Here is a 25,928-nt window from a genome sequence, read left to right on the forward strand (position 1 = left end):
CACCATGGCAGACCTTATCCGTAGCGAAAAACCGCTGGCGGTGAGCCCGATTAAAACCGGGCAACCGCTCGGGGCGATCCTCGCCAGCCTTGGGCTGGCCCAGGCCATCCCGCTGGTCCACGGCGCCCAGGGCTGCAGCGCCTTCGCCAAAGTTTTCTTTATTCAACATTTTCATGACCCGGTGCCCCTGCAGTCGACGGCCATGGATCCGACCGCCACGATCATGGGCGCCGACGGCAATATCTTCACCGCGCTCGACACCCTCTGCCAGCGCCACAGTCCGCAGGCCATTGTGCTGCTCAGCACCGGACTGGCGGAGGCGCAGGGCAGCGATATCGCCCGGGTGGTACGCCAGTTTCGCGAGGCGCATCCCCGCCATAACGGCGTGGCGATCCTCACCGTCAACACCCCGGATTTTTTTGGCTCCATGGAAAACGGCTACAGCGCGGTGATCGAGAGCATCATCGAGCAGTGGGTGGCGCCGACGCCGCGTCCGGGGCAGCGGCCCCGGCGGGTCAACCTGCTGGTCAGCCACCTCTGTTCGCCAGGGGATATCGAATGGCTGAGCCGCTGCGTGGAGGCCTTTGGCCTGCAGCCGGTGGTCCTGCCGGACCTCTCGCTGTCGATGGATGGCCACCTGGGTCAGGGGGATTTTACGCCCCTGACCCAGGGCGGCGCCTCGCTGCGCCAGATTGCGCAGATGGGCCAGAGTCTGGGCAGCTTCGCCATCGGCGTGTCGCTGCAGCGGGCGGCATCGCTGCTGAGCCAGCGCAGCCGCGGAGAGGTGATCGCCCTGCCGCACCTGATGACCCTCGGCCACTGCGATACCTTTATTCATCAGCTGGCGAAGCTGTCCGGGCGCCGCGTACCGGCCTGGATTGAGCGCCAGCGCGGCCAGCTGCAGGACGCGATGATCGACTGCCATATGTGGCTGCAGGGCCAGCGCATGGCGATGGCCGCGGAGGGCGACCTGCTGGCGGCCTGGTGTGATTTCGCCCGCAGCCAGGGGATACAGCCCGGCCCGCTGGTCGCCCCCACCAGCCACCCCAGCCTGCGCCAGCTGCCGGTCGAGCAGGTGGTGCCGGGGGATCTGGAGGATCTCCAGCAGCTGCTGAGCCAGCAACCCGCCGATCTGCTGGTGGCTAACTCTCACGCCCGCGATCTGGCGGAGCAGTTTGCCCTGCCGCTGATCCGCGTCGGCTTTCCTCTTTTCGATCGGCTCGGCGAGTTTCGCCGGGTTCGCCAGGGGTACGCCGGCATGCGCGACACGCTGTTTGAGCTGGCCAATCTGCTGCGCGACCGCCATCACCACACCGCCCTCTACCGATCGCCGCTTCGCCAGGGCGCCGACCCCCAGCAAGCTTCAGGAGACGATTATGCCGCCCATTAACCGTCAGTTTGAGATGGTCCACGCCGACGAGTGGTCGATGAAAGTCGCCTTCGCCAGCTCCGATTACCGCCATGTCGATCAGCATTTTGGCGCCACGCCGCGGCTGGTGGTCTACGGCGTCAAGGCGGATCGGGTCACCCTGCTGCGGGTGGTGGAGTTCCCGGTCGTCAGCGGCCATCAGACCGAGAAAATTGCCGAGCGCATCCACGCCCTGGAGGATTGCGTCACCCTGTTCTGCGTGGCGATTGGCGAGGCGGTTTTTCGCCAGCTGCTGCAGGTGGGCGTCCGCGCCGAACGGGTTCCCGATCAGACCACCATCCTCGGCTTACTGCAGGAGATCCAGCTCTCCTGGTATGAAAAAGCGCAGCGCCGCAGCGCGCGGCAACGCGATCCGCAGCGCTTTAACCGCCTGCTGGAAGAGCAGACGTGGCGGGAGGAGCCCGACCCGCAGCCCTGAGCCTGTCGTTTATGTGACAAAGCCCACAAAACGCCACAACAGTGTCGGCTCTGTCGGGGGCGGTTAACCCGCCAGGTCATTAACAAATAAGGTTTTTATGCGTTGGTACCGCAATTGCTTGGGGAACAGTACCACCGCCAGTCTGCGGTGCACCGCGCCCCGGCGTTTTCGTCATCATCCCTGGAGCTGACAGCATGTGGAACTACTCCGAGAAAGTGAAAGACCATTTTTTTCATCCCCGCAACGCGCGCGTGGTCGACAACGCCAACGCGGTGGGCGATGTGGGTTCATTAAGCTGCGGCGATGCGCTGCGCCTGATGCTGCGGGTTGATCCGCACACCGAGATCATCGAGGAGGCCGGCTTCCAGACCTTCGGCTGCGGCAGCGCCATCGCCTCCTCTTCAGCGCTGACGGAGCTGATTATCGGCCACACCCTGACCGAAGCCGGGCAGATCACCAACCAGCAGATCGCCGACTACCTCGACGGCCTGCCGCCGGAGAAAATGCACTGCTCGGTGATGGGCCAGGAGGCGCTGCGTGCAGCTATCGCCCATTTTCGCGGCGAAAGCCTTGAGGAGGAGCATGAGGAGGGCAAGCTGATCTGTAAATGCTTCGGCGTCGACGAAGGACATATTCGCCGGGCCGTGGTGAACAACGGCCTGACCACCCTCGAGGAGGTGATCAACTACACCAAGGCCGGCGGGGGCTGTACCGCCTGCCATGAAAAAATTGAGCTGGCGCTGGCGGCGATCCTCGCCCAACAGCCGCCCGCCCCCCTGCCGGCGGAGACGGCCCACGATGCGCAGTGGCAAAGCGTGGTCGATACCATCAACGAGCTGCGCCCGCACATTCAGGCCGACGGCGGCGACATGACGCTGGTGAGCGTCACCCCGCGCCAGGTCACCGTCAGCCTCTCCGGCAGCTGCAGCGGCTGCATGATGACCGACATGACCCTCGCCTGGCTGCAGCAAAAGCTGATGGAGCGCACCGGAAGTTACATGGATGTGGTGGCGGCCCCGGCCGCGGTTAACTAACCCAAGGGGGACACAATGAAACCTGTTTATCTCGATAACAACGCCACCACCCGTCTCGACCCGATGGTTCTCGACGCGATGATGCCCTTTTTGACCGACTTTTACGGCAATCCCTCGTCGATTCACGATTTTGGTCTGCCAGCGCAGGCCGCCCTTGAACGGGCGCACCAGCAGGTGGCCGCTCTGCTCGGGGCCGACTACCCCAGCGAGATCATTTTTACCTCCTGCGCCACCGAGGCCACGACCACCGCCATCGCCTCAGCGGTGGCCCTGATGCCGGAGCGGCGCGAGATCATCACCAGCGCGGTCGAACATCCCGCCACCCTGGCGGTGTGCGAACAGCTGGAGCGCCAGGGATACCTGATCCACCGTATCGCCGTGGATCGGCAGGGCGCTCTGGATATGGCGCAGTTTCGGGCGGCGCTTAGCCCACGCGTGGCGCTGGTCAGCATCATGTGGGCCAATAACGAAACCGGCGTCATGTTCCCGGTGCCCGTGCTGGCGGAGCTGGCCCATGAGCAGGGCGCGCTGTTTCACTGCGACGCCGTGCAGGTGGTGGGCAAAATCCCGATGGCGCTCAGCCAGACGCGGATCGATATGCTCTCCTGCTCGGCGCATAAATTCCACGGCCCCAAAGGGGTGGGCTGCCTCTGGCTGCGGCGGGGAACGCGTTTTCGACCGCTGCTGCGCGGCGGCCACCAGGCGCATGGCCGGCGGGCCGGTACGGAAAATATCAGCGGCATTGTCGGCATGGGCGCCGCCAGCGAGCTGGCGCAGGTCCACCTCCCGGGCATGGCGCAGATTAGCCAACTGCGCGATCGCCTTGAACATCAACTCCTGAGCGCCATTCCGGCGGTAACGGTGATGGGCGGCAGCCAGCCGCGGGTGCCCGGCACGCTTAATCTGGCCTTCGAGTGCATTGAAGGCGAGGCGATCCTGCTGCTGATGAATCAGGCCGGGATCGCCGCCTCCAGCGGCAGCGCCTGCACCTCCGGCTCGCTTGAGCCGTCGCACGTCATGCGGGCGATGAATATTCCTTACACCGCGGCCCACGGCACCGTTCGCTTCTCCCTCTCGCGCTACACCCGGGAAAAAGAGATCGACTACGTCATCGCCGCCCTGCCTCCTGTTATCGACCGGCTGCGCGCCCTGTCGCCCTACTGGCGAAACGGCCAGCCGCTCCTGCAGGATGGCGCCTTCGCGCCGGTCTTCGGTTAAGACGGAGAGACGACAATGGGACGCGTACTGATCAATGACACCACCCTGCGCGATGGCGAACAGAGTCCCGGCGTGGCCTTCCAGGCCAGCGAAAAAATCGCCATCGCCGAGGCGCTGTACGCGGCGGGGATCGAGGCGCTGGAGGTCGGCACCCCGGCGATGGGCGAGGAGGAGTGCGCCCGTATCCGGCTGGTGCGCCGTCAGCTCCCTGGCGCCACGCTGATGACCTGGTGCCGGATGCAGGCCGGCGAAATTCGCCTGAGCGCCGAGCTGGGCATGGACTGGGTGGATATCTCCATCCCCGCCTCCGACAAGCTGCGGCAGTACAAACTGCGCGAGAGCTTACCGCTGCTGCTGGAGCGGCTGACGGGTCTGATCCACCTCGCCCATACCCTTGGCCTGAAGGTCTGCATTGGCTGTGAGGACGCCTCGCGGGCCAGCGACGCGACGCTACGGGATATTGCCCGGCAGGCCGGCGAGGCGGGGGCTGCCCGTCTGCGCTATGCCGACACCGTCGGTATCCTCGACCCGTTTACCACCGCGGCGCAGATCGCCGCCCTGCGTAACGTCTGGCCCGGCGAACTCGAGATGCACGCCCATAACGATCTCGGGCTGGCCACCGCCAACACCCTCGCGGCGGTACGCGCCGGGGCCACCAGCGTGAACACCACCGTGCTGGGCCTGGGCGAACGGGCGGGCAACGCGGCGCTGGAAACGGTGGCGCTTGGGCTGGAGCGCTGCCTGGGCGTCGAGACCGGGGTGCGTTTCACCGCCCTGCCGGCGCTGTGCGAACAGGTGGCCCTCGCCACCCGCCGCCCTGTCGATCCCCAGCAGCCGCTGGTGGGCGAGCTGGTTTTTACCCATGAGTCCGGCGTGCACGTCGCGGCGCTACTGCGCGACAGCGAGAGCTATCAGGCGATCGACCCCGCCCTGCTGGGCCGCGGCTATCGGCTGGTGCTGGGCAAACACTCCGGTCGCCAGGCGGTTAACGGCGTCTTCGACCGGATGGGCTATCACCTGACGTCAGCGCAAATTGACCAGCTGCTGCCGGCGCTCCGCCACTTTGCGGAAACCGGCAAACGCAGCCCGCGGGATGAAGAGCTGGCGGCAATCTATCACGCGCTCTGCGGCGCCGAAACGCTGCAGGCCAGGGGGTAAGCATGGAGTGGTTTTATCAGATCCCCGGCGTAGACGACCTGCGCTCCGCCGACGCCTTCTTTCAGTTTTTCGCCGTTCCCTACCAGCCCGAGCGTCTGGCCCATTGCAGCCTGCCGGTGCTGGCCGCCTTTCACCGCAAGCTGCGGGCGGAAGTGCCCCTGCTCAACCAGCTGGAGGAGAACCCGCGCGCCCACTGGCTGCTGGCGCGCCGGCTGCTGGCGGAGAGTTATCAGCAGCAGTTCGAGGAGAACACGCCATGAGACCCACATTTACCTTTAGCGAAGCGGTCCGCGTCGTGCGCGCCATCCGTAACGATGGCACCTATGCGGGCCTGCCGTCCGGCGCCCTGCTGGTGCGCCGGGGCAGCATCGGCTATGTCCGCGACTGGGGGGTATTCTTGCAGGACCAGGTCATCTACCAGGTCCACTTCCCGGAGAGCGACCGGATCGTCGGCTGCCGCGAACAGGAGCTGATTGCCGGCGATCGTCCCTGGCTGGCGGGGAATCTGCAGTATGGCGATAACGTCACCTGCCAGACGGCGCTGACGTTGCAGGGCGAAGTGGTGGTCAGCGTCGGTCAGCAGGGGCGTATTGAGGCCACCGATCGGGGCGAGCGCGGGGACGGCTATATCGTCGACTTCGGCGGCCGCTGGTTCCAGGTTCCGGTGACCGCGCTGGCCCTGGCAGAGGAGGAAGAATAATGCAGCCATGGCAACGATTTGGCCGGCGGCGGCTGGCGCAGAGCCGCTGGAACTGCGAACCGGCGGCCATCGCCGCGGCGGACCGGGAGGCCTTCGAGGCGGCCTGGCAGCGTCAGGCCCGCGTGGAGCAGGCGCTGGTCGCCGAGGTCGCGCCAGAGGCGATCCCCGCCGCGCTACGGGAAGGCCTCGCCGCTTCGCTGCGCCTCTGGCTGGATGAGGGCGGATTTACGCCGCCGGAGCAGGCGGCGATCGTCCTGCACCATGCCCGGCTGGAAACCGCCTTCGCCGGGATTGCCAACCAGGCGCCGCAGCCGGATCCCGCCGCGGTGCAGGCCTGGTATCTGCGGCATCAGGCGCAGTTTATGCGCCCGGAACAGCGGTTGACCCGCCATCTGCTGCTCACCGTCGATGGCGATGAGCAGGCGGTTTACTCGCGCATCCAGGCGCTTCATGGGCAAATCGCGGCCTCCCGCGAGGCGTTTGCGCCGCTGGCCCAGCGACACTCCCACTGCCCGAGCGCGCTGGACGGCGGGCGACTGGGGTGGATCGGGCGGGGGTTGCTCTATCCGCAGCTGGAGGAGGCCCTGTTTGCGCTGACGGAAAATGCGCTGAGCGCGCCGGTGGCCAGCGAGCTGGGCTGGCACCTGGTATGGTGCGAAGCCATCCGCCCCGCCGCGCCGATGACGCCTGAACAGGCGCTGGAAAGCGCCCGCGATTACCTTATTCAACAGAGCCAGCGCCGCCACCAGCGCCAGTGGCTGGCTGAGATGTTAGCGCGCCAGCCGGGGCTGTGCGGGTAGCCGGCAGGCCACCCGCCAGCGTCTACAGCAGTTGCGGTTTGATCTCCTCAAGCCAGGTCGCCAGACGCGTTTCGGTCTCGTCGAACTGGTTATCCTGGTCCAGCACCAGCCCAACAAACCGCTCCCCCTCCAGCGCCGATGAGGCGCTGAACTCATACCCCTCGTTCGGCCAGCTGCCAATCATCGTCGCCCCGCGGGCGCGCAGGGCGTCGTACAGCGGCCGCAGCCCGCTGGCGAAGTTATCGGGATAGCCGCGCTGATCGCCGAGGCCAAACAGCGCCACCGTTTTTCCCTGCAGGCTGACGTCGCCGAGGTTGCGGATAAACTCGGCCCACGACTCGCTCTCGCCCCCGGCCTCAAGGCCCGGCAGCTGGCCGTCGCCCAGCGTCGGCGTGCCCAGCAGCAGGGCCGGGTAGGCCAGCAGGTCCGCCAGCGTGGCGCGGTTAATATTGACCGGGGCGGCGGCGGCCTCCCCCAGCTGCTTGTGGATCAGTTTCGCGATCTTGCGGGTTTTACCGGTATCGGTGCCAAAGAAAATGCCAATGTTCGCCATAGTACGCTCCTGTCGGAATGGTGTCGGAAATAGGGATTACCGCAGGGGTATTGCGAAGGCTGTGCCAGGTTGCCCTGCACCGTGACGGCTCATCCCTGCCCCATCAGGATCGCTTTCCGCCGCCGCAGCGCCCGCGCAAGGCGCCCCCGGCGGACCGAAAGGTAAAAATCAGCGGATTTTCCCCCTGTCGGATCAATGTTTCGTTCGGTCGTTTCGATAAGGGCGCACCGTTTGCATGGTTATCCGGGTTCGGCTCAGCCCGCCGCGATCCGCGCAGGGTGTCGGACAATTTGTCATAACTGCGACACAGGAGTTTGCGATGACCCTGAATATGATGCTCGATAACGCCGCGCCGGAAGCCATCGCCGGCGCGCTGACTCAACAACATCCGGGGCTGTTTTTTACCATGGTGGAACAGGCCTCAGTGGCGATTTCCCTCACCGACGCCAGCGCCAGGATCATCTACGCCAACCCGGCGTTTTGCCGCCAGACCGGCTATTCGCTGGCGCAATTGTTAAATCAGAACCCGCGCCTGCTGGCCAGCAGCCAGACGCCACGCGAGATCTATCAGGAGATGTGGCATACCCTGCTCCAGCGTCAGCCGTGGCGCGGCCAGCTGATTAACCAGCGGCGGGACGGCGGCCTGTACCTGGTGGAGATTGACATCACTCCGGTGCTCAGTCCGCAAGGGGAACTGGAGCATTATCTGGCGATGCAGCGGGATATCAGCGTCAGCTATACCCTGGAGCAGCGGCTGCGCAACCATATGACCCTGATGGAGGCGGTGCTGAATAATATTCCCGCCGCCGTGGTGGTAGTGGACGAGCAGGATCGGGTGGTGATGGACAACCTTGCCTATAAAACCTTCTGCGCCGACTGCGGCGGCCGGGAGCTGCTCACCGAGCTGCAGGTCTCCCCAGGCCGGATGACGCCCGGCGTGGAGCAGATCCTGCCGGTGGCGATACGCGGGGCCGCGCGCTGGCTGTCGGTGACCTGCTGGCCGCTGCCCGGCGTCAGCGAAGAGGCCAGCCGCTACTTTATTGACAGCGCCCTGGCGCGAACCCTGGTGGTGATCGCCGACTGTACCCAGCAGCGCCAGCAGCAGGAGCAGGGCCGCCTCGACCGGCTGAAGCAGCAAATGACCGCCGGCAAGCTGCTGGCGGCGATCCGCGAGTCGCTGGACGCCGCGCTGATCCAGCTGAACTGCCCGATTAACATGCTGGCGGCGGCCCGTCGGCTGAACGGCGAGAGCAGCGGCAACGTGGCGCTGGAGGCCGCCTGGCGCGAAGGGGAAGAGGCGATGGCCCGGCTCCAGCGCTGTCGCCCGTCGCTGGATCTCGAAAACCCCGCCGTCTGGCCGCTGCAGCCCTTTTTCGACGACCTGTGCGCCCTCTACCGCACCCGCTTCGATGCCGAGGGGCTGCAGCTGGACATGGCCTCGCCGCATCTGATCGGTTTTGGCCAGCGCACTCAGCTGCTGGCGTGCTTAAGCCTGTGGTTCGACCGCACCCTGGCCCTCGCCGCCGAGCTGCCTTCCGTCCCGCTGGCGATGCAGCTCTATGCCGAGGAAAACGACGGCTGGCTGGCGCTGTACCTGACCGACAACGTGCCGCTGCTGCAGGTGCGCTACGCCCACTCCCCCGACGCGCTGAATTCGCCGGGCAAAGGCATGGAGCTGCGGCTGATCCAGACCCTGGTGGCGCACCATCGCGGGGCCATCGAGCTGACTTCCCGGCCGCAGGGCGGCACCTGCCTGACCCTGCGTTTCCCGCTGTTTAACACCCTGACCGGAGGTGAAGCATGATCCCCGAATCCGACCCGGACACCACCGTCAGACGCTTCGACCTCTCTCAGCAGTTCACCGCCATGCAGCGGATAAGCGTGGTGCTGAGCCGCGCCACCGAGGCCAGCAAAACGCTGCAGGAGGTGCTCAGCGTATTGCACAACGATGCCTTTATGCAGCACGGGATGATCTGTCTGTACGACAGCGAGCAGGAGATCCTCAGTATCGAAGCGCTGCAGCAAACCGAGCAGCAGACTCTCCCCGGCAGCGCGCAGATCCGCTATCGTCCCGGCGAGGGGCTGGTGGGGACGGTGCTGGCCCAGGGGCAATCGCTGGTGCTGCCCCGGGTCGCCGACGATCAGCGTTTTCTCGACCGCCTGAGCCTCTACGATTACGATCTGCCGTTTATCGCCGTGCCGCTAATGGGGCCCAACGCCCGGCCCATGGGAGTGCTGGCGGCCCAGCCGATGGCGCGCCAGGAAGAGCGGCTGCCGGCCTGCACCCGCTTTCTCGAAACCGTCGCCAACCTCATCGCCCAGACCATCCGGCTGATGCTCCTCCCGGCCTCCGCCACCCTGCCGGGCCGCCAGCCGCCGAAGGTGGAACGGCCGCCGGCCTGCTCGTCGTCGCGCGGGGTGGGCCTTGACAATATGGTCGGCAAGAGCCCGGCGATGCGCCAGATCGTGGAGGTGATCCGCCAGGTTTCGCGCTGGGACACCACTGTGCTGGTACGCGGCGAAAGCGGTACCGGGAAAGAGCTGATCGCCAATGCCATCCACCACCATTCCCCGCGGGCTGGCGCCGCCTTCGTCAAATTTAACTGCGCGGCGCTGCCGGACAACCTGCTGGAAAGCGAACTGTTCGGCCATGAAAAAGGCGCCTTTACCGGCGCGGTGCGCCAGCGTAAGGGGCGTTTTGAGCTGGCGGATGGCGGCACCCTGTTCCTCGACGAAATTGGCGAAAGCAGCGCCTCGTTCCAGGCTAAGCTGCTGCGCATCCTGCAGGAGGGAGAGATGGAACGGGTCGGCGGCGATGAGACCCTGCGGGTGAATGTCCGCATCATCGCCGCCACCAACCGCCACCTGGAGGAGGAGGTCCGGTTGGGCCACTTCCGCGAGGATCTGTACTATCGCCTGAACGTGATGCCCATCGCCCTGCCCCCGCTGCGCGAGCGTCAGGAGGACATCGCCGAGCTGGCGCACTTTCTGGTGCGCAAAATTGGCCAGCATCAAGGGCGCACGCTGCGGATCAGCGAGGGGGCGATCCGTCTGCTGATGGAGTACAGCTGGCCGGGCAATGTTCGCGAACTGGAGAACTGCCTCGAACGATCGGCGGTGATGTCCGAGAGCGGCCTGATCGATCGCGACGTGATCCTCTTCACCCACCAGGAACGTCCGGCCAAAGCCCTGCCCGCCAGCGGGCCGGCGGAAGACAGCTGGCTGGACAACAGCCTGGACGAACGCCAGCGGCTGATCGCCGCGCTGGAAAAAGCCGGCTGGGTGCAGGCCAAGGCGGCGCGGCTGCTGGGGATGACGCCGCGCCAGGTCGCCTACCGGATCCAGATCATGGATATCACCCTGCCGCGTCTGTAAGCCACGGTGTCAGGTTCAGGACATTGTCGCCTGCGCGGCGGGAACGCGACAATATTTTGCCGCAGGGATGCGGAATAACACCTTTCTTTTCAGCATGATAAAAAATCCCTCTCTGGTATGCCCTTTGCAGCAGGAAGGTATCGCCCAACCAAGAAGGTACGACCATGACTTCCTGCTCTTCTTTTTCCGGCGGCAACGCCTGTCAGTCGGCGGACGCCAGCGCGTTAGCGCCGCGGGTGGCCGATAAGGTCGCCGCGCACCCCTGCTATTCCCGCAGCGGGCACCACCGTTTCGCCCGGATGCATCTCCCGGTCGCTCCGGCCTGCAATCTGCAGTGCAACTACTGCAACCGTAAATTCGACTGCAGCAATGAATCCCGCCCCGGGGTGTCTTCGACGCTGCTGACCCCCGAGCAGGCGGTGCTGAAAGTGCGCCAGGTGGCCCAGGCCATCCCGCAGCTGTCGGTGGTCGGCATTGCCGGGCCCGGCGATCCGCTGGCCAATATGACCCGCACCTTCCGCACCCTGGAGCTGGTCCGCGATCAGCTTCCGGACCTGAAATTATGCCTGTCGACCAACGGGCTGATGCTGCCCGACGCGGTGGATCGCCTGCTGGAGGTCGGTGTGGATCACGTTACGGTGACCATCAATACGCTGGATGCCGGCATCGCCGGACAAATCTACGCCTGGCTGTGGCTCGACGGCGAACGCTACCGCGGGCGGGAAGCCGGGGAGATCCTGATAGCCCGCCAGCTGGAGGGGGTCCGCAGGCTGACCAACGCCGGGGTGCTGGTCAAGATAAACTCGGTGCTGATCCCGGGGATCAACGACAGCGGCATGGCCGAGGTCAGCCGTTGTTTGCGGGAAAGCGGCGCGTTTATTCACAATATTATGCCGCTGATTGCCAGACCGGAGCACGGCACGGTCTTTGGCCTCAACGGCCAGCCAGAGCCGGACGCCGGGATGCTCGCCGCGATCCGCAGCCAGTGCGGGGCCGCGATGCCGCAGATGACGCATTGCCACCAGTGCCGCGCCGACGCCATCGGCATGCTGGGCGAAGACCGCAGCCAGCAGTTTACCCAGCTGCCGGACCCGGACAGCCTCCCCGACTGGCTGCCCATCCTCCATCAGCGCGCCGAACTTCATGCCAGCCTCGCCACCCGGGGAGAGTCGGAGGCCGATGATGCCTGTCTGGTGGCCGTGGCCTCCAGCCGCGGCGAGGTAATTGATTGTCATTTTGGCCATGCCGACCGCTTCTCGATCTACAGCCTGTCTGCCGCCGGCATGGTGCTGGTGGGCGAGCGCTTTACGCCGAAATATTGCCGCGGCGCGGAGGAGTGCGAGCCACAGGAGAACGAAGCCAGACTGGCGGCGCTTCTCGCGCTGCTCGCCGACGTGAAAGCGGTGTTCTGCGTGCGTATCGGCCATACGCCATGGCAACAGCTCGAGCGACAGGGCATTGAGCCGCAGGTGGACGGCGCGTGGCGGTCGGTCGCCGAGGTGCTGCCCGCCTGGTGGCAGCGGCGGCGACAGAGCCTGGCGGCATCGCGCCTGCGTCAGGGGGTCGCCTGATGGCGCCGGTCGACTGGTTGACCCGCCTGTGGCGACGGTATCACGCCGGAAAAGGCTGCTTTCCGCTGCGCATGGGGCTGAGCGTCGAGGCGTGGCTGGCCCTGCAGCAGCGGCTGGGCGAGGTGGCGACGCCGCTGGACAGCGAGGCGCTGAGCCGTCGCCGGCTGATGACGGAGCTGAATGCCACCCGCGACGAAGAGCGCCGCCAGCTGGCGCGATGGCTGGCGGAGTGGATCGCGCCGGGAGCCGAACCGATGGCGCCGATCGTCGCCGGGGCAGCGCTGGCGTTTAATCATCTATGGGAGGATCTGGGTCTGGATTCGCGGGCGGAACTGGGCCGGCTGATGAGCGACTGCTTTCCGCAGCTGGTGGCGCAGAACGTCCACCATATGCGCTGGAAGAAGTTCTTTTATCGCCAGCGCTGCCTGCAGTCGCAGGGGGAGATCGTCTGCCGCTCGCCGAGCTGCGACGAATGCCTGGAGCGTAGCCGCTGCTTCGAACCGCCGCCGCAATAGACACCCCGCAGGTGCCCCTGCGGCTGCCCCAAAAATGCCCCTGTTTAACCGCTTTACGCGGATTTCTGCCGGGTGGCGCTTCGCTTACCCGGCCTACAAAGTCATCTACCTATCAGAAGGTTACTCAACACCCCAGGTCCGGCAAGCGCCGCGCCGCCGGGCAAGGACAGCGGGCGCGATGCCGCTTGTGTGCCGGGTGGCGCTTCGCTTACCCGGCCTACAACGCCATTTACCTATCAGAAGGTTACTCAACACCCCAGACCCGGCAAGCGCCGCCGGGCAAGGACAGCGGGCGCGGTGCCGCTTGTGTGCCGGGTGGCGCTTCGCTTACCCGGCCTACAATGCCATTTACCTATCAGAAGGCTACTCAACACCCCAGACCCGGCAAGCGCCGCGCCGCCGGGCAAGGACAGCGGGCGCAGTGCCGCTTGTGTGCCGGATGGCGGCTGCGCCTTACCCGGCCTGGAGTTCGTGCGACCTGTCGTTAATTTATTCACCAGCCTTGCTGAAACTGCCGGTGCTGGCGGCCTCAAAATCGCTGAGACGTTCCCGGAAGGCCGGGGCAGCCCGCATGGATGCGGGCTGAGGGCCGTGTTTTGCACGGACGCTGCCTCGGCCCGACCCGAAGCCTGCAGGGATAAGTCGAAGGTACCGCGTAGCGGCGATTTTGCTGGCCGGAGCCCGGGGGCACAGGGGGCGGCGGCGACTGGCCGCCCCCTGTGCGCTCCCTGTGCGGTGTGAGACATTACGCAGAAAAATTAACCGGGAGCGCAATGTGCGCTGAAGCCACAGATAACATAAATGACCACACGGCGTTGCTTCCCCTCCCCCTGGCCCTCTCCCCAAGGGAGACGGAACTGTCCGGCCATCGTTTCCGTGGCCAACATATTGCCGGGTGGCGGCTGCGCCTGACCCGGCCTACGGAGTCTGAAAACGTGGTAAACCGATAACAGTCTCCACCGCCGCCGGGCAATACATCAGGCTCCGTGCCCAATATGTTGCCGGGTGGCGCTTCGCTTACCCGGCCTACATAACCATTTAATTTCAGAAGGTTAACCATCACCGTAGGCCCGCGCAAGCGCAGCGCCGCCGGGCAAAAAAGCAGCCCCAGACGCAGACAGCAGACGAAAAAAAACCGGAGGTTTCCCTCCGGCTTTTCTCATTCACATCACGCTACGCCTTACGCCACGTCTTCGTACTGCGGCACCGGGTTGCGGAAGCTTTTGGTCACGCAGGCCAGATAGACCAGACCGATACCGGCCCAGATCAGGCCCAGAATCATCGAGCTCTCTTCCAGGTTGACCCACAGCGCGCCGACGGTCAGGGCGCCGCACATCGGCAGGAACAGATACTGGAAGTGGTCTTTCAGCGTCTTGTTGCGTTTCTCACGGATCCAGAACTGCGAAATCACCGACAGGTTAACGAAGGTAAACGCCACCAGCGCACCAAAGTTAATCAGCGCCGTCGCCATCACCAGGTCGAAGTTAATCGCCAGCAGGGCGATAGCGCCGACCAGGATGATGTTCATCGCCGGGGTGCGCCAGGTCGGGTGCACATAGCCGAAGAAGCTTTTCGGGAACACGCCGTCACGGCCCATCACGTACATCAGACGCGCCACGCCAGCGTGCGCCGCCATACCGGACGCCAGTACGGTAATGGTGGAGAAGATCAGCGCGCCAACCTGGAAGGCTTTACCTGCCACGTAGAGCATAATTTCCGGCTGTGACGCATCCGGATCTTTAAAGCGCGAGATATCCGGGAAGTACAGCTGCAGGAAGTAGGTGGCAAAGATGAAGATCAGGCCGCCGATCAGCGCGGTCAGGAAGATCGCGCGCGGAATGACGCGCTCTGCATCTTTGGTCTCTTCAGACAGGTTGCTGATGCCGTCGAAGCCGGTAAACGAGAAGCACAGGATCGTCGCCCCGGTAATCATCGGGATCACGTGCGCGTCACCGGACCAGAACGGACGGCTGCTGGCCAGCGTACCGGCGCCTTCGCCGCCAAACACGCCATAAATCACCATGCCGAGGATAACGGCAATCAGCACCACCTGCAGCACCACGATCACGGTGTTGAAGTTGGCCACGGATTTAATGCTGCGCAGGTTAAAGGCGGTCATAAAGGCGACCAGCGCGATAACAAACACCCACGACGGAATCGAAGGCACCAGCGCTTCAAAATAGATTTTCGCCAGCAGAATGTTGATCATCGGCGCGAACAGGTAGTCGAGCAGCGAGGACCAACCCACCATAAAGCCAACGGTCGGGCTGATGGATTTCTGCGCATAGGTATACGCCGAGCCGGCGGACGGGTAACGACGTACCAGCTTGCCATAGCTCAGGGCAGTAAACAGGATAGCGATTAACGCAAAGGCGTAGGCCGTCGGCACGTGACCGTCGGTCATACCAGAGACGATACCAAACGTATCGAACAGCGTCATCGGCTGCATATAGGCCAGGCCCATCATTACAACCGGAACTAGCGTAAGTGTTTTACGTAATTCCACGCGAGAGGTATTTGGAGTAGCGTTATGCGACATAGTTATCCCCTTTTACGGTGAACGCCAGCGCGTAAGCAAAAAATTGCCCCATTTCTTTCTATTCCTCAGCGACAACGACTGTCGGTTTTTAGTAAATATCTATCCGGTACGAAGCCCGGCCTCTTGGTATTGAATGATGTGTCTTTCGACCAAAAAAATAACCGACACTTTAAAAAAAGCGTCGGCTAGTCTCTGGTTTTCAGGCCGCATATTTTGCAACAATATCAACGGCGTTGACAAGATGTTATGAAGTTCATTGCGTGAGCATAATTTTTAAGATGCTAATATCTATACGATTTCCGTATGATAAATTGTAAAAATAGCACTATTTGCTAATAGCGCTTCGCGCCACCATTTCCCAGCCAAACCGCAGGCGGCGTCATTCCAGGCGATCCACGCGCGCTGACGAGGCGACAGCCCGCGCACGGCCAGGCTGACCAGCTCGCCGCTCTCCAGCAGCCCCTGCACCTGATAACGCGGCAGGCAACCCCACCCCAGCCCCATGCGCAGCAGCGCCAGCTGCCCCGCGGCGTCACACACCGTCAGGGTATCCTGATCGGCGAGCAGCGTCCCACCCTCGCCGGTGGCCACCGCGCGGTAACGCCGCAGGGTTCGCCAGCTCAACGGGGCGCGGCGCTCCGCCAGAGGATGCTGCGGGGAGACCACCAGCAGCAGCTCCAGCTCGCCAAGGGGAAGATAATCATAGCCGCTCAGCGGCGGCGGCTCGCCGAGCGCCCCCAGCAGGAGATCGGCCTGCCCTTCCGTCAAGGGCCGCCAGTCCAGCAGCGAGGGGATCAGCGTGAAGCGCAGCCGGGTCAGCGGCTGCTGTTGATAAAAGGCGGCGATCAACGGCGAGAGTTGCGCCACGGGAAAGGTGCTGTCCACCGCCAGGCGGAGGGTATGTTCCCACCCCTGCTGCAGCTTAACCGCCCGGATCTCCAGTTCGCGGGCGATGTGCAACACTTCCCGCCCTTTCTCCAGCAGCATCTGTCCGGTAGGGGTAAAGCGCGCGCGGTGGCCGCTGCGGTCGAGCAGCTGAATATTGAGATCGCTTTCCAGCCGGTGAATGGTGTAGCTCAGCGCCGAGGGCGTTTTAAAGAGCTTTGCCGACGCCGCGGCAAAGCTCCCCTCTTTTTCCAGCGCGTCGAGGATCACGAGGACATCCAGCAGTGGTTTCATCGCTACCCCCTTACGGTATGCGAATCACCGCTGGCGGATCACTCCATCGGCATCACCAGCGGATCGGGGTACTGGTACTCAAACCCCAGCTCATTGCAGATACGATTGCCATCCACAATCTTGCCCTGGCCGCCGTCCGGGCTGTCGCTGAAGACCGGCGGCGGCAGCCCCAACTCGCGGGCCATCTGCGGATAAAAGAGGCCGCGCGCCGGATGGCGGGGCGCACATAGATTATAGATGTGACCGCCCTTCGGAGCCTGCAGCAGCAGTTCGATGGCGGCCACCACATCCTGCAAATGCACCAGGTTGACCACGTGCTGGCCATCCGGCGCCGACTTGCCGGCGAAAAAACGCCCCGGATGGCGGGACGGCCCCACCAGCCCGGCCAGGCGCAGAATATCCACCGAGGTCCCCGGCAGATTGTGCAGCCAGTCCTCCAGCTCCTTGAGCACCTGCCCGCTGGCGGTTTGCGGCAGGCGCGGGGAGTTCTCTTTCACCGTACCGTTGGCGTTGCCATACACCGAGGTGGAGCTGGTGAAGACGATCCGCGGAATATGGTACGCCAGCGCGGTATCGACAATCTCTTGCACCGCCTGCAGATAAAACCCTTCCCCCGCCCCGGTCCGCCGGGCCGGCAGCGTGATCACCAGCGCATCGACGTTCATCAGCGCGTCGAGGTCCTCGGTATCACAGACCAGTTGCGGCTCCAGGCGCAGCGGATAGCTGTCGATCCCGCACATCCGCGCCGCTTCCACGCCATCCTGCGTGGTTTTACTGCCGGTGACCTGCCAGCCTCGCGCCGTCAACGACAGCGCCAGCGGCATCCCCAGCCATCCCAAACCGACTATCGCGACCTTTTTCATCCCAGGCTCCTGACTCTTTCGCTGTGCTGATTACAGGCTACGCCAGCCAGCGGCAACTGACAATTTCTTCGCTCAATGTGAAATGAATTAATGATAGAAAAAAGCCCTTGCTTTCTGCGGCGAAAGTGGTTTAGGTTAAAGGACATCAAATGCATAGTCATTCACAGAGAATTTTTATGAACCGCGTTCAATTTAAACACCACCATCATCACCATCATCCTGACTAGTCTTTCAGGCGATGTGTGCTGGAAGACATTTGGATCTTCCAGTGGTGCATGAACGCGCAGAGAGCCCCCGGAAGATTCACTTCCGGGGGCTTTTTTTTGGACCAAATTCGGACAGATTCAGACAGGTATTCAGAGGAAAAGAACAATGTTAGACAACACCCGTTTACGCATAGCTATTCAGAAATCAGGCCGTTTAAGCGAAGATTCACGCGAATTACTCAGCCGCTGCGGCATTAAAGTCAATTTGCACACCCAGCGTCTGATTGCGCTGGCGGAAAATATGCCAATCGACATTCTGCGCGTGCGTGATGACGATATCCCGGGCCTGGTGATGGACGGTGTTGTCGACCTCGGCATTATCGGCGAAAACGTGCTGGAAGAAGAGCTGCTCAGCCGCCGCGCCCAGGGCGAAGACCCGCGCTATTTCACCCTGCGTCGTCTGGACTTCGGCGGCTGCCGCCTGTCGCTGGCGACCCCGGTGGATGAAGCCTGGAACGGCCCGGCGGCGCTGGACGGCAAACGTATCGCCACCTCTTACCCGCACCTGCTGAAGCGCTACCTCGATCAAAAAGGTATCTCCTTTAAATCCTGTCTGCTGAACGGCTCCGTGGAAGTGGCGCCGCGCGCCGGCCTCGCCGACGCCATCTGCGACCTCGTCTCCACCGGCGCCACCCTGGAAGCCAACGGCCTGCGCGAAGTGGAAGTGATCTACCGCTCCAAAGCCTGCCTGATCCAGCGCGACGGCGAAATGGACGACGCCAAACAGCAGCTGATTGACCGCCTGCTGACCCGTATTCAGGGCGTGATCCAGGCCCGCGAGTCGAAATACATCATGATGCACGCCCCGACCGAACGTCTGGAAGAAGTGGTTGCCCTGCTGCCGGGCGCCGAAAGGCCGACCATTCTGCCGCTGGCGGGCGACAAGCAGCGCGTGGCGATGCACATGGTCAGCAGCGAAACCCTGTTCTGGGAGACCATGGAAAAACTGAAGGCGCTGGGCGCCAGCTCCATTCTGGTGCTGCCGATTGAGAAGATGATGGAGTAATCGGCCAGCCGGTCATGGGACACACAGGGGAAAACAATCATGAGCTTCAACACAATCATCGACTGGAACGGCTGTAGCGCAGACCAACAGCAACAACTCTTAACGCGCCCGGCGATTTCCGCCTCCGACAGCATCAGTAAAACGGTGGCGGCGATCCTCGATAACGTCAAAGCCAACGGCGACGCGGCGCTGCGCGAATACAGCGCGAAGTTTGATAAAACCACCGTCGCCGCGCTGCAGGTGAGCGAGGCGGAGATTGCCGCCGCCGGCGAGCGCCTCAGCGACGAGCTGAAGCAGGCGATGGCGGTGGCGGTGCAAAACATCGAGACCTTCCACAACGCGCAACAGCTGCAGGCGGTGGATGTCGAAACGCTGCCGGGGGTGCGCTGCCAGCAGGTGACCCGCCCTATCGCCTCCGTCGGGCTGTATATTCCGGGCGGCTCGGCGCCGCTGTTCTCCACGGTGCTGATGCTGGCGACGCCGGCGCGCATCGCCGGCTGTCAGCAGGTGGTGCTCTGCTCGCCGCCGCCGATCGCCGATGAGATCCTCTACGCCGCGCAGCTGTGCGGCGTGAAAACCATCTTTAACGTCGGCGGCGCGCAGGCCATCGCCGCCCTCTCCCTCGGTACCGAGTCGGTGCCGAAGGTGGATAAAATCTTTGGCCCGGGTAACGCTTACGTCACGGAAGCCAAACGCCAGGTCAGCCAGCGTCTGGACGGCGCGGCCATCGATATGCCGGCCGGCCCGTCAGAAGTGCTGGTGATCGCCGACAGCGGCGCCAACCCGGACTTTGTCGCCTCTGACCTGCTGTCCCAGGCGGAACACGGCCCGGACTCGCAGGTGATCCTCCTGACCCCGGACGCCGGGATGGGCAGCCGCGTCGCCGAGGCCGTGGAGCGCCAGCTGGCCGCCCTGCCGCGCGCCGAAACCGCCCGCGTGGCGCTCTCCGCCAGCCGCATCATCGTGGCCCGCGACCTGGCGCAGTGCGTGGCTATCTCCAACCAGTATGGCCCGGAACACCTGATCATTCAGACCCGTCAGGCCCGAGAGCTGGTGGACAGCATCACCAGCGCCGGTTCGGTTTTCCTTGGCGACTGGTCGCCGGAATCCGCGGGCGACTACGCCTCGGGCACCAACCACGTCCTGCCGACCTATGGCTATACCGCCACCTGTTCGAGCCTCGGTCTGGCCGACTTCCAGAAGCGGATGACCGTGCAGGAGCTGTCGCGCGACGGCTTTGCCGCCCTCGCTTCGACGATTGAGATTCTGGCCGCCGCCGAGCGCCTTGACGCCCACAAAAACGCCGTAACGCTGCGCGTTGCCGCCCTGAAGGAGCAAGCATGAGCATTGAAGATTTAGCCCGCGCCAACGTCCGTGCGCTGACCCCGTATCAATCCGCTCGCCGCCTGGGCGGGAAAGGCGACGTCTGGCTGAACGCTAACGAATTCCCCACCGCCGTGGCCTTCCAGCTGACCGAGCAGACGCTGAACCGCTACCCGGAGCCGCAGCCGAAGGCGGTGATTGAGAACTACGCCCGCTACGCCGGGGTTAAACCGGAGCAGGTGCTGGTCAGCCGCGGCGCCGACGAAGGCATTGAGCTGCTGATCCGCGCCTTCTGCGAGCCAGGCGAAGACGCGGTGCTCTACTGCCCGCCCACCTACGGCATGTACAGCGTCAGCGCCGAGACCATCGGCGTCGAATGCCGCACCGTGCCGACGCTGGCCGACTGGCAGCTCGACCTGCCGGGCATCGAGGCAAAGCTGGACGGGGTGAAAGTGGTCTTCGTCTGCAGCCCGAACAACCCGACCGGGCAGATTATCGACCCGCAGTCGATGCGCGACCTGCTGGAGATGACCCGCGGCAAAGCCATCGTGGTGGCCGACGAAGCCTATATTGAATTCTGCCCGCAGGCGACGCTCGCCGGCTGGCTCAGCGACTACCCGCACCTGGTGGTGCTGCGCACGCTGTCCAAAGCCTTTGCCCTCGCCGGCCTGCGCTGCGGCTTCACCCTCGCCAACGCCGAGGTGATTAACGTGCTGCTGAAAGTGATCGCGCCGTACCCGCTCTCCACGCCGGTGGCCGATATCGCCGCCCAGGCGCTGAGCGCGGAAGGGATCGCCGCGATGCGTCAGCGCGTGGCGCAGATCCTCGACGAGCGCCGCTACCTGGTGGAACAGCTGCGCGGCATCGCCTGCGTGGAGCAGGTCTTCGATTCCGAGACCAACTACGTCCTGGCGCGGATAACCGCCTCCAGCGCAGTGTTTAAATCTTTGTGGGATCAGGGCATTATCTTACGTGACCAGAATAAACAACCTTCATTGAGCGGCTGTTTGCGTATCACTATCGGTACCCGTGCCGAGAGCCAGCGCGTGATTGACGCCTTGACTGCGGAGAATGTATGACCCAGAAGTATCTCTTTATTGACCGTGACGGCACCCTGATTTCCGAACCGCCGGTAGATTTCCAGGTGGACCGTTTCGACAAGCTGGCGTTTGAGCCGCAGGTGATCCCGGCGCTGCTGAAGCTGCAGCAGGAAGGCTATAAGCTGGTGATGATCACCAACCAGGACGGTCTGGGTACCGACAGCCTGCCGCAGGAGGCGTTTGATGGCCCACACAACCTGATGATGCAGATCTTCGCCTCGCAGGGCGTTAACTTTGAGGAAGTGCTGATTTGTCCGCACTTCCCGGGCGACAACTGCGCCTGCCGCAAACCGAAAACCCAGCTGGTGCTGCCGTGGCTGGAAGAAGGCGTGCTGGATAAAGCCCACAGCTACGTGATTGGCGACCGGGCCACCGACCTTGAGCTGGCGGATAACATGGGGATTATCGGTCTGCGCTATGACCGCGAGACCCTGAACTGGCCGACCATCTGCGAGCAGCTGACCCGCCGCGACCGCTATGCCCACGTCGAGCGCATCACCAAAGAGACCCAGGTGGATGTGAAAGTGTGGCTGGACCGCGAAGGCGGCAGCAAGATCCACACCGGCGTCGGCTTTTTTGACCATATGCTCGACCAAATCGCCACCCATGGCGGCTTCCGCATGGAGGTCAACGTCGGCGGCGATCTGTACATCGACGATCACCACACGGTGGAAGATACCGGCCTGGCCCTCGGCGAAGCCCTGAAGCTGGCGCTCGGCGACAAGCGCGGCATCAACCGCTTCGGCTTCGTGCTGCCGATGGACGAGTGTCTCGCCCGCTGCGCGCTGGATATCTCCGGCCGTCCGCACCTGGAGTATAAGGCGGACTTCACCTACCAGCGCGTCGGCGATCTGAGCACCGAGATGGTGGAACACTTCTTCCGCTCGCTCTCTTACACCATGGCGGTGACGCTGCACCTGAAAACCAAGGGCAAGAACGATCACCACCGCGTGGAGAGCCTGTTCAAAGCCTTTGGCCGTACGCTGCGCCAGGCGATCCGCGTCCAGGGCGATGCCCTGCCGTCTTCCAAAGGGGTGCTGTAATGAATGTGGTGATCCTTGATACCGGGTGCGCCAACCTCAATTCGGTGAAATCGGCGATTGGCCGCCACGGCTATGAGCCGGTGGTCAGCCGCGATCCGGAGGTGGTATTGCGTGCCGATAAACTGTTTCTTCCCGGCGTCGGCACCGCCCAGGCGGCGATGGACCAGCTGCGCGACCGCGAGCTGATCGATCTGATCAAAGCCTGTACCCAGCCGGTGCTGGGTATCTGCCTGGGCATGCAGCTGCTCGGCAAGCGCAGCGAAGAGAACAACGGCGTCGATCTGCTGGGCATTATCGAGGAAGAGGTGCCGAAGATGACCGACCACGGCCTGCCGCTGCCGCACATGGGCTGGAACCGGGTGTATGCCAAAGCGGGCGATCGTCTGTTCCGCGGCATTGAAGAAGGCGCGTATTTCTACTTCGTCCACAGCTACGCCATGCCGGTCAACCCGTACACCATCGCCCAGTGCAATTACGGCGAGGCGTTTACCGCCGCGGTGCAGAAAGATAACTTCTTTGGCGTGCAGTTCCACCCGGAGCGCTCCGGGAGCGCCGGGGCGCAGCTGCTGAAAAACTTCCTGGAGATGTGATGATTATTCCTGCGTTAGATTTAATCGACGGCACCGTCGTTCGTCTCCACCAGGGCGATTACGGCCAGCAGCGCGACTACGGCAGCGATCCGCTGCCGCGCCTGCAGTCCTATGCCGCTCAGGGGGCGGAAGTCCTGCACCTGGTCGACCTGACCGGGGCGAAGGATCCGGCGAAGCGCCAGATCCCGCTGCTGAAATCGCTGGTCGCCGGCGTTGACGTCCCGGTGCAGGTCGGCGGCGGCGTGCGGACCGAGGCGGATGTCGCGGCCCTGCTTGACGCCGGCGTCGCCCGCGTGGTGGTCGGCTCCACCGCGGTGAAATCCCCGGAGGAAGTGAAAGGCTGGTTTAAACGCTTTGGCCCTGAACGGCTGGTGCTGGCGCTCGACGTGCGTATCGACGCCGACGGCAATAAGCAGGTGGCGGTCAGCGGCTGGCAGGAGAACTCCGGCGTGACCCTGGAGGAGCTGGTGGAGAGCTATCTGCCGGTCGGCCTGCAGCATGTGCTGTGCACCGATATCTCCCGTGACGGCACGCTGGCGGGCTCCAACGTCTCGCTGTATGAGGAAGTCTGCGCCCGCTACCCGCAGGTGGCGTTTCAGTCATCCGGCGGCATCGGCGATCTCAATGATATTGCCGCCCTGCGCGGCACCGGGGTGCGCGGCGTGATTGTCGGTCGCGCGCTGCTGGAAGGTAAATTCAACGTAACGGAGGCCATTCAATGCTGGCAAAACGGATAATCCCCTGCCTCGACGTCCGCGACGGCCAGGTAGTGAAAGGCGTGCAGTTCCGTAATCACGAGATCATCGGCGACATCGTCCCGCTGGCCAAGCGCTATGCCGACGAAGGCGCCGACGAGCTGGTGTTCTATGATATCACCGCCTCCAGCGACGGCCGGGTGGTCGACAAGAGCTGGGTGTCGCGGGTGGCGGAAGTGATTGATATTCCTTTCTGCGTGGCGGGCGGGATCAAGTCGCTGGAAGACGCGGCGCAGATCCTCTCCTTTGGCGCCGATAAGATCTCGATTAACTCCCCTGCCCTCGCCGACCCGACGCTGATCACCCGCCTTGCCGACCGCTTTGGCGTGCAGTGCATTGTGGTGGGGATTGATACCTGGTTTGATGCAGAGACCGGCAAATATCACGTCAATCAGTACACCGGCGACGAGAGCCGCACCCGGGTGACGCAGTGGGAAACCCTCGACTGGGTGGAGGAAGTGCAGAAGCGCGGCGCGGGCGAGATCGTCCTCAATATGATGAACCAGGACGGGGTGCGCAACGGCTACGATCTGCAGCAGCTGGCGAAGGTTCGCGCAGTGTGCCATGTGCCGCTGATCGCCTCCGGCGGCGCGGGCACCATGGAACACTTCCTTGAAGCCTTCCGCGACGCCAACGTTGACGGCGCGCTGGCGGCCTCGGTATTCCACAAACAGATTATTAATATTGGCGAACTGAAAGCGTACCTGTCGGCACAGGGCGTGGAGATAAGGGTATGTTGACTGAACAGCTGGACTGGGAAAAAACGGACGGCATGATGCCGGCCATCGTACAGCACGCCGTATCCGGCGAAGTGCTGATGCTGGGCTACATGAACAAGGAGGCGCTGGAGAAAACCGAAGCCACCGGCAAGGTCACCTTTTACTCACGCACCAAACAGCGGCTGTGGACCAAGGGTGAAACCTCGGGCCATGTCCTCAACGTAGTGAGCATCACGCCGGACTGCGACAACGATACGCTGCTGGTGCTGGCGAATCCGATCGGGCCGACCTGCCACAAAGGCACCACCAGCTGCTTCGGCGACGCCGGCCACCAGTGGCTGTTCCTCTATCAGCTGGAGCAGCTGCTGGCCGAGCGTAAGCACGCCGACCCGGAGAGCTCCTACACGGCGAAGCTGTATGCCAGCGGTACCAAGCGTATTGCGCAGAAAGTGGGGGAAGAAGGCGTGGAGACCGCGCTGGCCGCCACGGTGAACGACCGCTTCGAGCTGAAGAATGAGGCGTCGGACCTGATGTATCACCTGCTGGTGCTGCTGCAGGACCAGGGGCTGGATCTCGGGGAAGTGATTGATAATCTGAAAAGTCGGCACTAACGCGTTGACCCCCGCCGCAACGGCGGGGGTAGCTGGCCTCAGGATTTGCTTTCCAGCAGCGTAGTGTAGAGATTGACGTAAGCGTCAATCATATGGTCAGCAGTAAACATCTCTTCAAAACGACGACGCGAGTTTTCGCCATAGCGGCTGGCGGTTTCATCGTTATGCCAGAGCTCATTCATCGCCTCCACCAGCGCCTGGCTGTCATTCGGCGGGATCACGCAGCCATTCACTTTGTCCTGGTTAATGAACGAGGTCCCGGTGCCGATCTCGCAGGAGATCAGCGGCCTGGCGAAGCGCGCGCCTTCCAGTAACGTAATGCCAAACGCCTCGGAGCGCAGATGCGAGGGGAAGACCACGCCACGGCAGAGCTGGAAGAGAATGTATTTATCTTCGTCGTTGAGCATGCCGGTAAATACCACATTGCTCAGCCCACGCTGCTGCGCTTCACGACGCACTTCCGCCTCCAGCGGCCCGCCCCCGACAATCACCACCGGCAGCCGGCTACGCTCGGCGGCATCCAGCAGAATGTGCAGCCCTTTGTAGTAGCGGAAAGCGCCGACGAAAAGGAAGAAGTTGTCGCCGACGGTTTCCCGCCAGTGCGCCACCCGCTGCGGATCGTGCTGCACGTCGTGCTGCTCCAGACCAAACGGGATCACCACGGTTTTATCCTGATATTTTTTCAGGGTCTGGCTGGAGGCCACGTAGTTGGGAGACGAGGCGACAATGCAGTCTACGCTGGCGAGGAATCGCTCCTGCAGCGGCTGGTACAGCTTCATCAACCGTTTTTGTTTCACAATATCAGAGTGATAGGTCACCACCGTTCTGGCGTCAGGCCGCGCCGAGAGATGCAACATGTCCATGAATGGAAACGGAAAATGGTAGTTGATGATGTCGTAATCATCTTTAATCTGCTTAAAACGCTTTAACGCTTTCAGCGAAAACGGCGTGGAGGCAATTTCAAAAAGCTGCTTATTATAAATGACCCGATGGTCTTCGTAGGCGACAGGTCCTGTCTCTTTGTCCGGGCTAAAAGTAAATACATCGGCTGCGATTCCCCGGCGGGCGCAGCCCTGACTGAGCTGATAAATGACCTGCTCAATACCGCCGTAGGTATCGGGATAGTAGGTCTTATAGACGTGTAGAACTCTCAACTGACACCC

Annotated in this window: 26 protein-coding genes and 1 other annotated feature; of the genes, 21 read left to right on the forward strand and 5 right to left on the reverse strand. The window is 63.3% G+C overall.

Annotated features, from left to right (window positions below; all coding sequences use genetic code 11):
- Positions 1 to 4 precede the first annotated feature (4 nt).
- From nifN to nifM, 8 genes are all read left to right on the forward strand, one after another.
- Positions 5 to 1,390, forward strand: a complete 1,386-nt coding sequence (gene nifN, locus ABLV04_RS06440) for a nitrogenase iron-molybdenum cofactor biosynthesis protein NifN (protein WP_044524058.1) — start codon at positions 5 to 7, stop codon at positions 1,388 to 1,390.
- Positions 1,377 to 1,847 carry a NifB/NifX family molybdenum-iron cluster-binding protein gene (locus tag ABLV04_RS06445; RefSeq protein WP_023290342.1) on the forward strand — a complete coding sequence of 157 codons (471 nt, stop codon included), beginning with the start codon at positions 1,377 to 1,379 and terminating at the stop codon, positions 1,845 to 1,847. The genes nifN and ABLV04_RS06445 overlap by 14 nt, the downstream gene beginning before the upstream one ends.
- A 194-nt stretch (positions 1,848 to 2,041) precedes the next feature.
- A complete protein-coding gene (nifU, locus tag ABLV04_RS06450; RefSeq protein WP_032454927.1) occupies positions 2,042 to 2,881 on the forward strand; it encodes a Fe-S cluster assembly protein NifU in 840 nt (279 codons plus the stop codon).
- A 15-nt stretch (positions 2,882 to 2,896) separates the two neighbouring features.
- The gene (nifS, locus tag ABLV04_RS06455; protein ID WP_110237416.1) at positions 2,897 to 4,099 is read left to right on the forward strand and encodes a cysteine desulfurase NifS; all 1,203 of its coding nucleotides are present in this window, start codon (positions 2,897 to 2,899) and stop codon (positions 4,097 to 4,099) included.
- A gap of 15 nt (positions 4,100 to 4,114) precedes the next feature.
- Entirely contained in the window at positions 4,115 to 5,257 is a 1,143-nt protein-coding gene (nifV, locus tag ABLV04_RS06460; protein WP_065812882.1) for a homocitrate synthase, read from the forward strand.
- 2 nt (positions 5,258 to 5,259) lie between these two features.
- Positions 5,260 to 5,517 (forward strand): nitrogenase-stabilizing/protective protein NifW, encoded by a 258-nt coding sequence (locus ABLV04_RS06465; protein ID WP_023290346.1) that lies wholly within the window; start codon positions 5,260 to 5,262, stop codon positions 5,515 to 5,517.
- Positions 5,514 to 5,957, forward strand: a complete 444-nt coding sequence (locus ABLV04_RS06470) for a nitrogen fixation protein NifZ (RefSeq protein ID WP_050533849.1) — start codon at positions 5,514 to 5,516, stop codon at positions 5,955 to 5,957. Before ABLV04_RS06465 ends, ABLV04_RS06470 begins: the two co-directional genes overlap by 4 nt.
- Positions 5,957 to 6,757: a nitrogen fixation protein NifM gene (gene nifM / locus ABLV04_RS06475; RefSeq protein WP_050533850.1), complete on the forward strand. Its 801-nt coding sequence runs from the start codon at positions 5,957 to 5,959 to the stop codon at positions 6,755 to 6,757. The genes ABLV04_RS06470 and nifM overlap by 1 nt, the downstream gene beginning before the upstream one ends.
- Positions 6,758 to 6,779: 22 nt before the next feature.
- Here the strand turns inward: nifM and ABLV04_RS06480 are convergent, their stop codons facing one another.
- Positions 6,780 to 7,310: a flavodoxin gene (locus ABLV04_RS06480; RefSeq protein ID WP_044524061.1), complete on the reverse strand. Its 531-nt coding sequence runs from the start codon at positions 7,308 to 7,310 to the stop codon at positions 6,780 to 6,782.
- Between the two features lie 319 nt (positions 7,311 to 7,629).
- Here ABLV04_RS06480 and nifL point away from each other — a divergent pair, with 319 nt between their 5' ends.
- From nifL to ABLV04_RS06500, 4 genes are all read left to right on the forward strand, one after another.
- On the forward strand, positions 7,630 to 9,114 hold the full coding sequence (nifL, locus tag ABLV04_RS06485; protein ID WP_023290350.1) for a nitrogen fixation negative regulator NifL: 1,485 nt from the start codon (positions 7,630 to 7,632) through the stop codon (positions 9,112 to 9,114).
- Entirely contained in the window at positions 9,111 to 10,685 is a 1,575-nt protein-coding gene (gene nifA, locus ABLV04_RS06490) for a nif-specific transcriptional activator NifA (RefSeq protein WP_135732560.1), read from the forward strand. The genes nifL and nifA overlap by 4 nt, the downstream gene beginning before the upstream one ends.
- A 164-nt stretch (positions 10,686 to 10,849) precedes the next feature.
- Positions 10,850 to 12,256 carry a nitrogenase cofactor biosynthesis protein NifB gene (nifB, locus tag ABLV04_RS06495; RefSeq protein ID WP_048297859.1) on the forward strand — a complete coding sequence of 469 codons (1,407 nt, stop codon included), beginning with the start codon at positions 10,850 to 10,852 and terminating at the stop codon, positions 12,254 to 12,256.
- Complete coding sequence (locus tag ABLV04_RS06500) at positions 12,256 to 12,771, forward strand: nitrogen fixation protein NifQ (protein ID WP_102004737.1); 516 nt, start codon at positions 12,256 to 12,258, stop codon at positions 12,769 to 12,771. Before nifB ends, ABLV04_RS06500 begins: the two co-directional genes overlap by 1 nt.
- A 1,180-nt stretch (positions 12,772 to 13,951) precedes the next feature.
- Here ABLV04_RS06500 and plaP read toward each other — a convergent pair.
- From plaP to ABLV04_RS06515, 3 genes are all read right to left on the reverse strand, one after another.
- Positions 13,952 to 15,310 (reverse strand): putrescine/proton symporter PlaP, encoded by a 1,359-nt coding sequence (gene plaP, locus ABLV04_RS06505; RefSeq protein WP_004203583.1) that lies wholly within the window; start codon positions 15,308 to 15,310, stop codon positions 13,952 to 13,954.
- Positions 15,311 to 15,598: 288 nt separating this feature from the next.
- Positions 15,599 to 16,489 carry a LysR substrate-binding domain-containing protein gene (locus tag ABLV04_RS06510; protein WP_248569081.1) on the reverse strand — a complete coding sequence of 297 codons (891 nt, stop codon included), beginning with the start codon at positions 16,487 to 16,489 and terminating at the stop codon, positions 15,599 to 15,601.
- Positions 16,490 to 16,527: 38 nt separating this feature from the next.
- A complete protein-coding gene (locus ABLV04_RS06515) occupies positions 16,528 to 17,352 on the reverse strand; it encodes an SDR family oxidoreductase (RefSeq protein WP_023290355.1) in 825 nt (274 codons plus the stop codon).
- Positions 17,353 to 17,528: 176 nt separating this feature from the next.
- Between ABLV04_RS06515 and hisL the strand changes: the two genes are divergently transcribed.
- The 9 genes from hisL to hisIE all read left to right on the forward strand — a co-directional run bounded on the left by hisL (position 17,529) and on the right by hisIE (position 24,765).
- Entirely contained in the window at positions 17,529 to 17,579 is a 51-nt protein-coding gene (gene hisL / locus ABLV04_RS06520; RefSeq protein WP_004899375.1) for a his operon leader peptide, read from the forward strand.
- Positions 17,555 to 17,677, forward strand: a sequence feature (His leader region). It overlaps the preceding gene by 25 nt.
- Positions 17,678 to 17,724: 47 nt before the next feature.
- Positions 17,725 to 18,624: an ATP phosphoribosyltransferase gene (gene hisG / locus ABLV04_RS06525; protein ID WP_023290356.1), complete on the forward strand. Its 900-nt coding sequence runs from the start codon at positions 17,725 to 17,727 to the stop codon at positions 18,622 to 18,624.
- 39 nt (positions 18,625 to 18,663) lie between these two features.
- The gene (gene hisD / locus ABLV04_RS06530; protein ID WP_348815499.1) at positions 18,664 to 19,968 is read left to right on the forward strand and encodes a histidinol dehydrogenase; all 1,305 of its coding nucleotides are present in this window, start codon (positions 18,664 to 18,666) and stop codon (positions 19,966 to 19,968) included.
- Complete coding sequence (gene hisC / locus ABLV04_RS06535; RefSeq protein ID WP_032453441.1) at positions 19,965 to 21,026, forward strand: histidinol-phosphate transaminase; 1,062 nt, start codon at positions 19,965 to 19,967, stop codon at positions 21,024 to 21,026. The genes hisD and hisC overlap by 4 nt, the downstream gene beginning before the upstream one ends.
- Positions 21,023 to 22,090 carry a bifunctional histidinol-phosphatase/imidazoleglycerol-phosphate dehydratase HisB gene (hisB, locus tag ABLV04_RS06540; RefSeq protein ID WP_017899706.1) on the forward strand — a complete coding sequence of 356 codons (1,068 nt, stop codon included), beginning with the start codon at positions 21,023 to 21,025 and terminating at the stop codon, positions 22,088 to 22,090. The genes hisC and hisB overlap by 4 nt, the downstream gene beginning before the upstream one ends.
- Positions 22,090 to 22,680: an imidazole glycerol phosphate synthase subunit HisH gene (gene hisH / locus ABLV04_RS06545; protein ID WP_002912227.1), complete on the forward strand. Its 591-nt coding sequence runs from the start codon at positions 22,090 to 22,092 to the stop codon at positions 22,678 to 22,680. The genes hisB and hisH overlap by 1 nt, the downstream gene beginning before the upstream one ends.
- Positions 22,680 to 23,417, forward strand: coding sequence for a 1-(5-phosphoribosyl)-5-[(5-phosphoribosylamino)methylideneamino]imidazole-4-carboxamide isomerase (gene hisA / locus ABLV04_RS06550; RefSeq protein ID WP_032453443.1), 738 nt, complete (start codon positions 22,680 to 22,682; stop codon positions 23,415 to 23,417). Before hisH ends, hisA begins: the two co-directional genes overlap by 1 nt.
- Positions 23,399 to 24,175, forward strand: coding sequence for an imidazole glycerol phosphate synthase subunit HisF (hisF, locus tag ABLV04_RS06555; RefSeq protein WP_282279254.1), 777 nt, complete (start codon positions 23,399 to 23,401; stop codon positions 24,173 to 24,175). Before hisA ends, hisF begins: the two co-directional genes overlap by 19 nt.
- The gene (hisIE, locus tag ABLV04_RS06560) at positions 24,169 to 24,765 is read left to right on the forward strand and encodes a bifunctional phosphoribosyl-AMP cyclohydrolase/phosphoribosyl-ATP diphosphatase HisIE (protein ID WP_282279253.1); all 597 of its coding nucleotides are present in this window, start codon (positions 24,169 to 24,171) and stop codon (positions 24,763 to 24,765) included. Before hisF ends, hisIE begins: the two co-directional genes overlap by 7 nt.
- A gap of 38 nt (positions 24,766 to 24,803) precedes the next feature.
- On the opposite strand, the gene wbdC is transcribed toward hisIE, so the two are convergent.
- On the reverse strand, positions 24,804 to 25,919 hold the full coding sequence (wbdC, locus tag ABLV04_RS06565) for an N-acetyl-alpha-D-glucosaminyl-diphospho-ditrans,octacis-undecaprenol 3-alpha-mannosyltransferase WbdC (RefSeq protein WP_004184789.1): 1,116 nt from the start codon (positions 25,917 to 25,919) through the stop codon (positions 24,804 to 24,806).
- Positions 25,920 to 25,928: the final 9 nt, after the last annotated feature.

The organism is Klebsiella sp. JN_Kp127 (assembly GCF_040062505.1).
GTDB lineage: Bacteria > Pseudomonadota > Gammaproteobacteria > Enterobacterales > Enterobacteriaceae > Klebsiella > Klebsiella quasipneumoniae.

Excerpts from the sequence above, each read along its gene's own strand:
- nifN (WP_044524058.1), top strand. The coding sequence starts at position 5 with ATGGCAGACCTTATCCGTAGCGAAAAACCGCTGGCGGTGAGCCCGATT.
- ABLV04_RS06445 (WP_023290342.1), top strand. The coding sequence starts at position 1,377 with ATGCCGCCCATTAACCGTCAGTTTGAGATGGTCCACGCCGACGAGTGG.
- nifU (WP_032454927.1), top strand. The coding sequence starts at position 2,042 with ATGTGGAACTACTCCGAGAAAGTGAAAGACCATTTTTTTCATCCCCGC.
- nifS (WP_110237416.1), top strand. The coding sequence starts at position 2,897 with ATGAAACCTGTTTATCTCGATAACAACGCCACCACCCGTCTCGACCCG.
- nifV (WP_065812882.1), top strand. The coding sequence starts at position 4,115 with ATGGGACGCGTACTGATCAATGACACCACCCTGCGCGATGGCGAACAG.
- ABLV04_RS06465 (WP_023290346.1), top strand. The coding sequence starts at position 5,260 with ATGGAGTGGTTTTATCAGATCCCCGGCGTAGACGACCTGCGCTCCGCC.
- ABLV04_RS06470 (WP_050533849.1), top strand. The coding sequence starts at position 5,514 with ATGAGACCCACATTTACCTTTAGCGAAGCGGTCCGCGTCGTGCGCGCC.
- nifM (WP_050533850.1), top strand. The coding sequence starts at position 5,957 with ATGCAGCCATGGCAACGATTTGGCCGGCGGCGGCTGGCGCAGAGCCGC.
- ABLV04_RS06480 (WP_044524061.1), bottom strand. The coding sequence starts at position 7,310 with ATGGCGAACATTGGCATTTTCTTTGGCACCGATACCGGTAAAACCCGC.
- nifL (WP_023290350.1), top strand. The coding sequence starts at position 7,630 with ATGACCCTGAATATGATGCTCGATAACGCCGCGCCGGAAGCCATCGCC.
- nifA (WP_135732560.1), top strand. The coding sequence starts at position 9,111 with ATGATCCCCGAATCCGACCCGGACACCACCGTCAGACGCTTCGACCTC.
- nifB (WP_048297859.1), top strand. The coding sequence starts at position 10,850 with ATGACTTCCTGCTCTTCTTTTTCCGGCGGCAACGCCTGTCAGTCGGCG.
- ABLV04_RS06500 (WP_102004737.1), top strand. The coding sequence starts at position 12,256 with ATGGCGCCGGTCGACTGGTTGACCCGCCTGTGGCGACGGTATCACGCC.
- plaP (WP_004203583.1), bottom strand. The coding sequence starts at position 15,310 with ATGTCGCATAACGCTACTCCAAATACCTCTCGCGTGGAATTACGTAAA.
- ABLV04_RS06510 (WP_248569081.1), bottom strand. The coding sequence starts at position 16,489 with ATGAAACCACTGCTGGATGTCCTCGTGATCCTCGACGCGCTGGAAAAA.
- ABLV04_RS06515 (WP_023290355.1), bottom strand. The coding sequence starts at position 17,352 with ATGAAAAAGGTCGCGATAGTCGGTTTGGGATGGCTGGGGATGCCGCTG.
- hisG (WP_023290356.1), top strand. The coding sequence starts at position 17,725 with ATGTTAGACAACACCCGTTTACGCATAGCTATTCAGAAATCAGGCCGT.
- hisD (WP_348815499.1), top strand. The coding sequence starts at position 18,664 with ATGAGCTTCAACACAATCATCGACTGGAACGGCTGTAGCGCAGACCAA.
- hisC (WP_032453441.1), top strand. The coding sequence starts at position 19,965 with ATGAGCATTGAAGATTTAGCCCGCGCCAACGTCCGTGCGCTGACCCCG.
- hisB (WP_017899706.1), top strand. The coding sequence starts at position 21,023 with ATGACCCAGAAGTATCTCTTTATTGACCGTGACGGCACCCTGATTTCC.
- hisH (WP_002912227.1), top strand. The coding sequence starts at position 22,090 with ATGAATGTGGTGATCCTTGATACCGGGTGCGCCAACCTCAATTCGGTG.
- hisA (WP_032453443.1), top strand. The coding sequence starts at position 22,680 with ATGATTATTCCTGCGTTAGATTTAATCGACGGCACCGTCGTTCGTCTC.
- hisF (WP_282279254.1), top strand. The coding sequence starts at position 23,399 with ATGCTGGCAAAACGGATAATCCCCTGCCTCGACGTCCGCGACGGCCAG.
- hisIE (WP_282279253.1), top strand. The coding sequence starts at position 24,169 with ATGTTGACTGAACAGCTGGACTGGGAAAAAACGGACGGCATGATGCCG.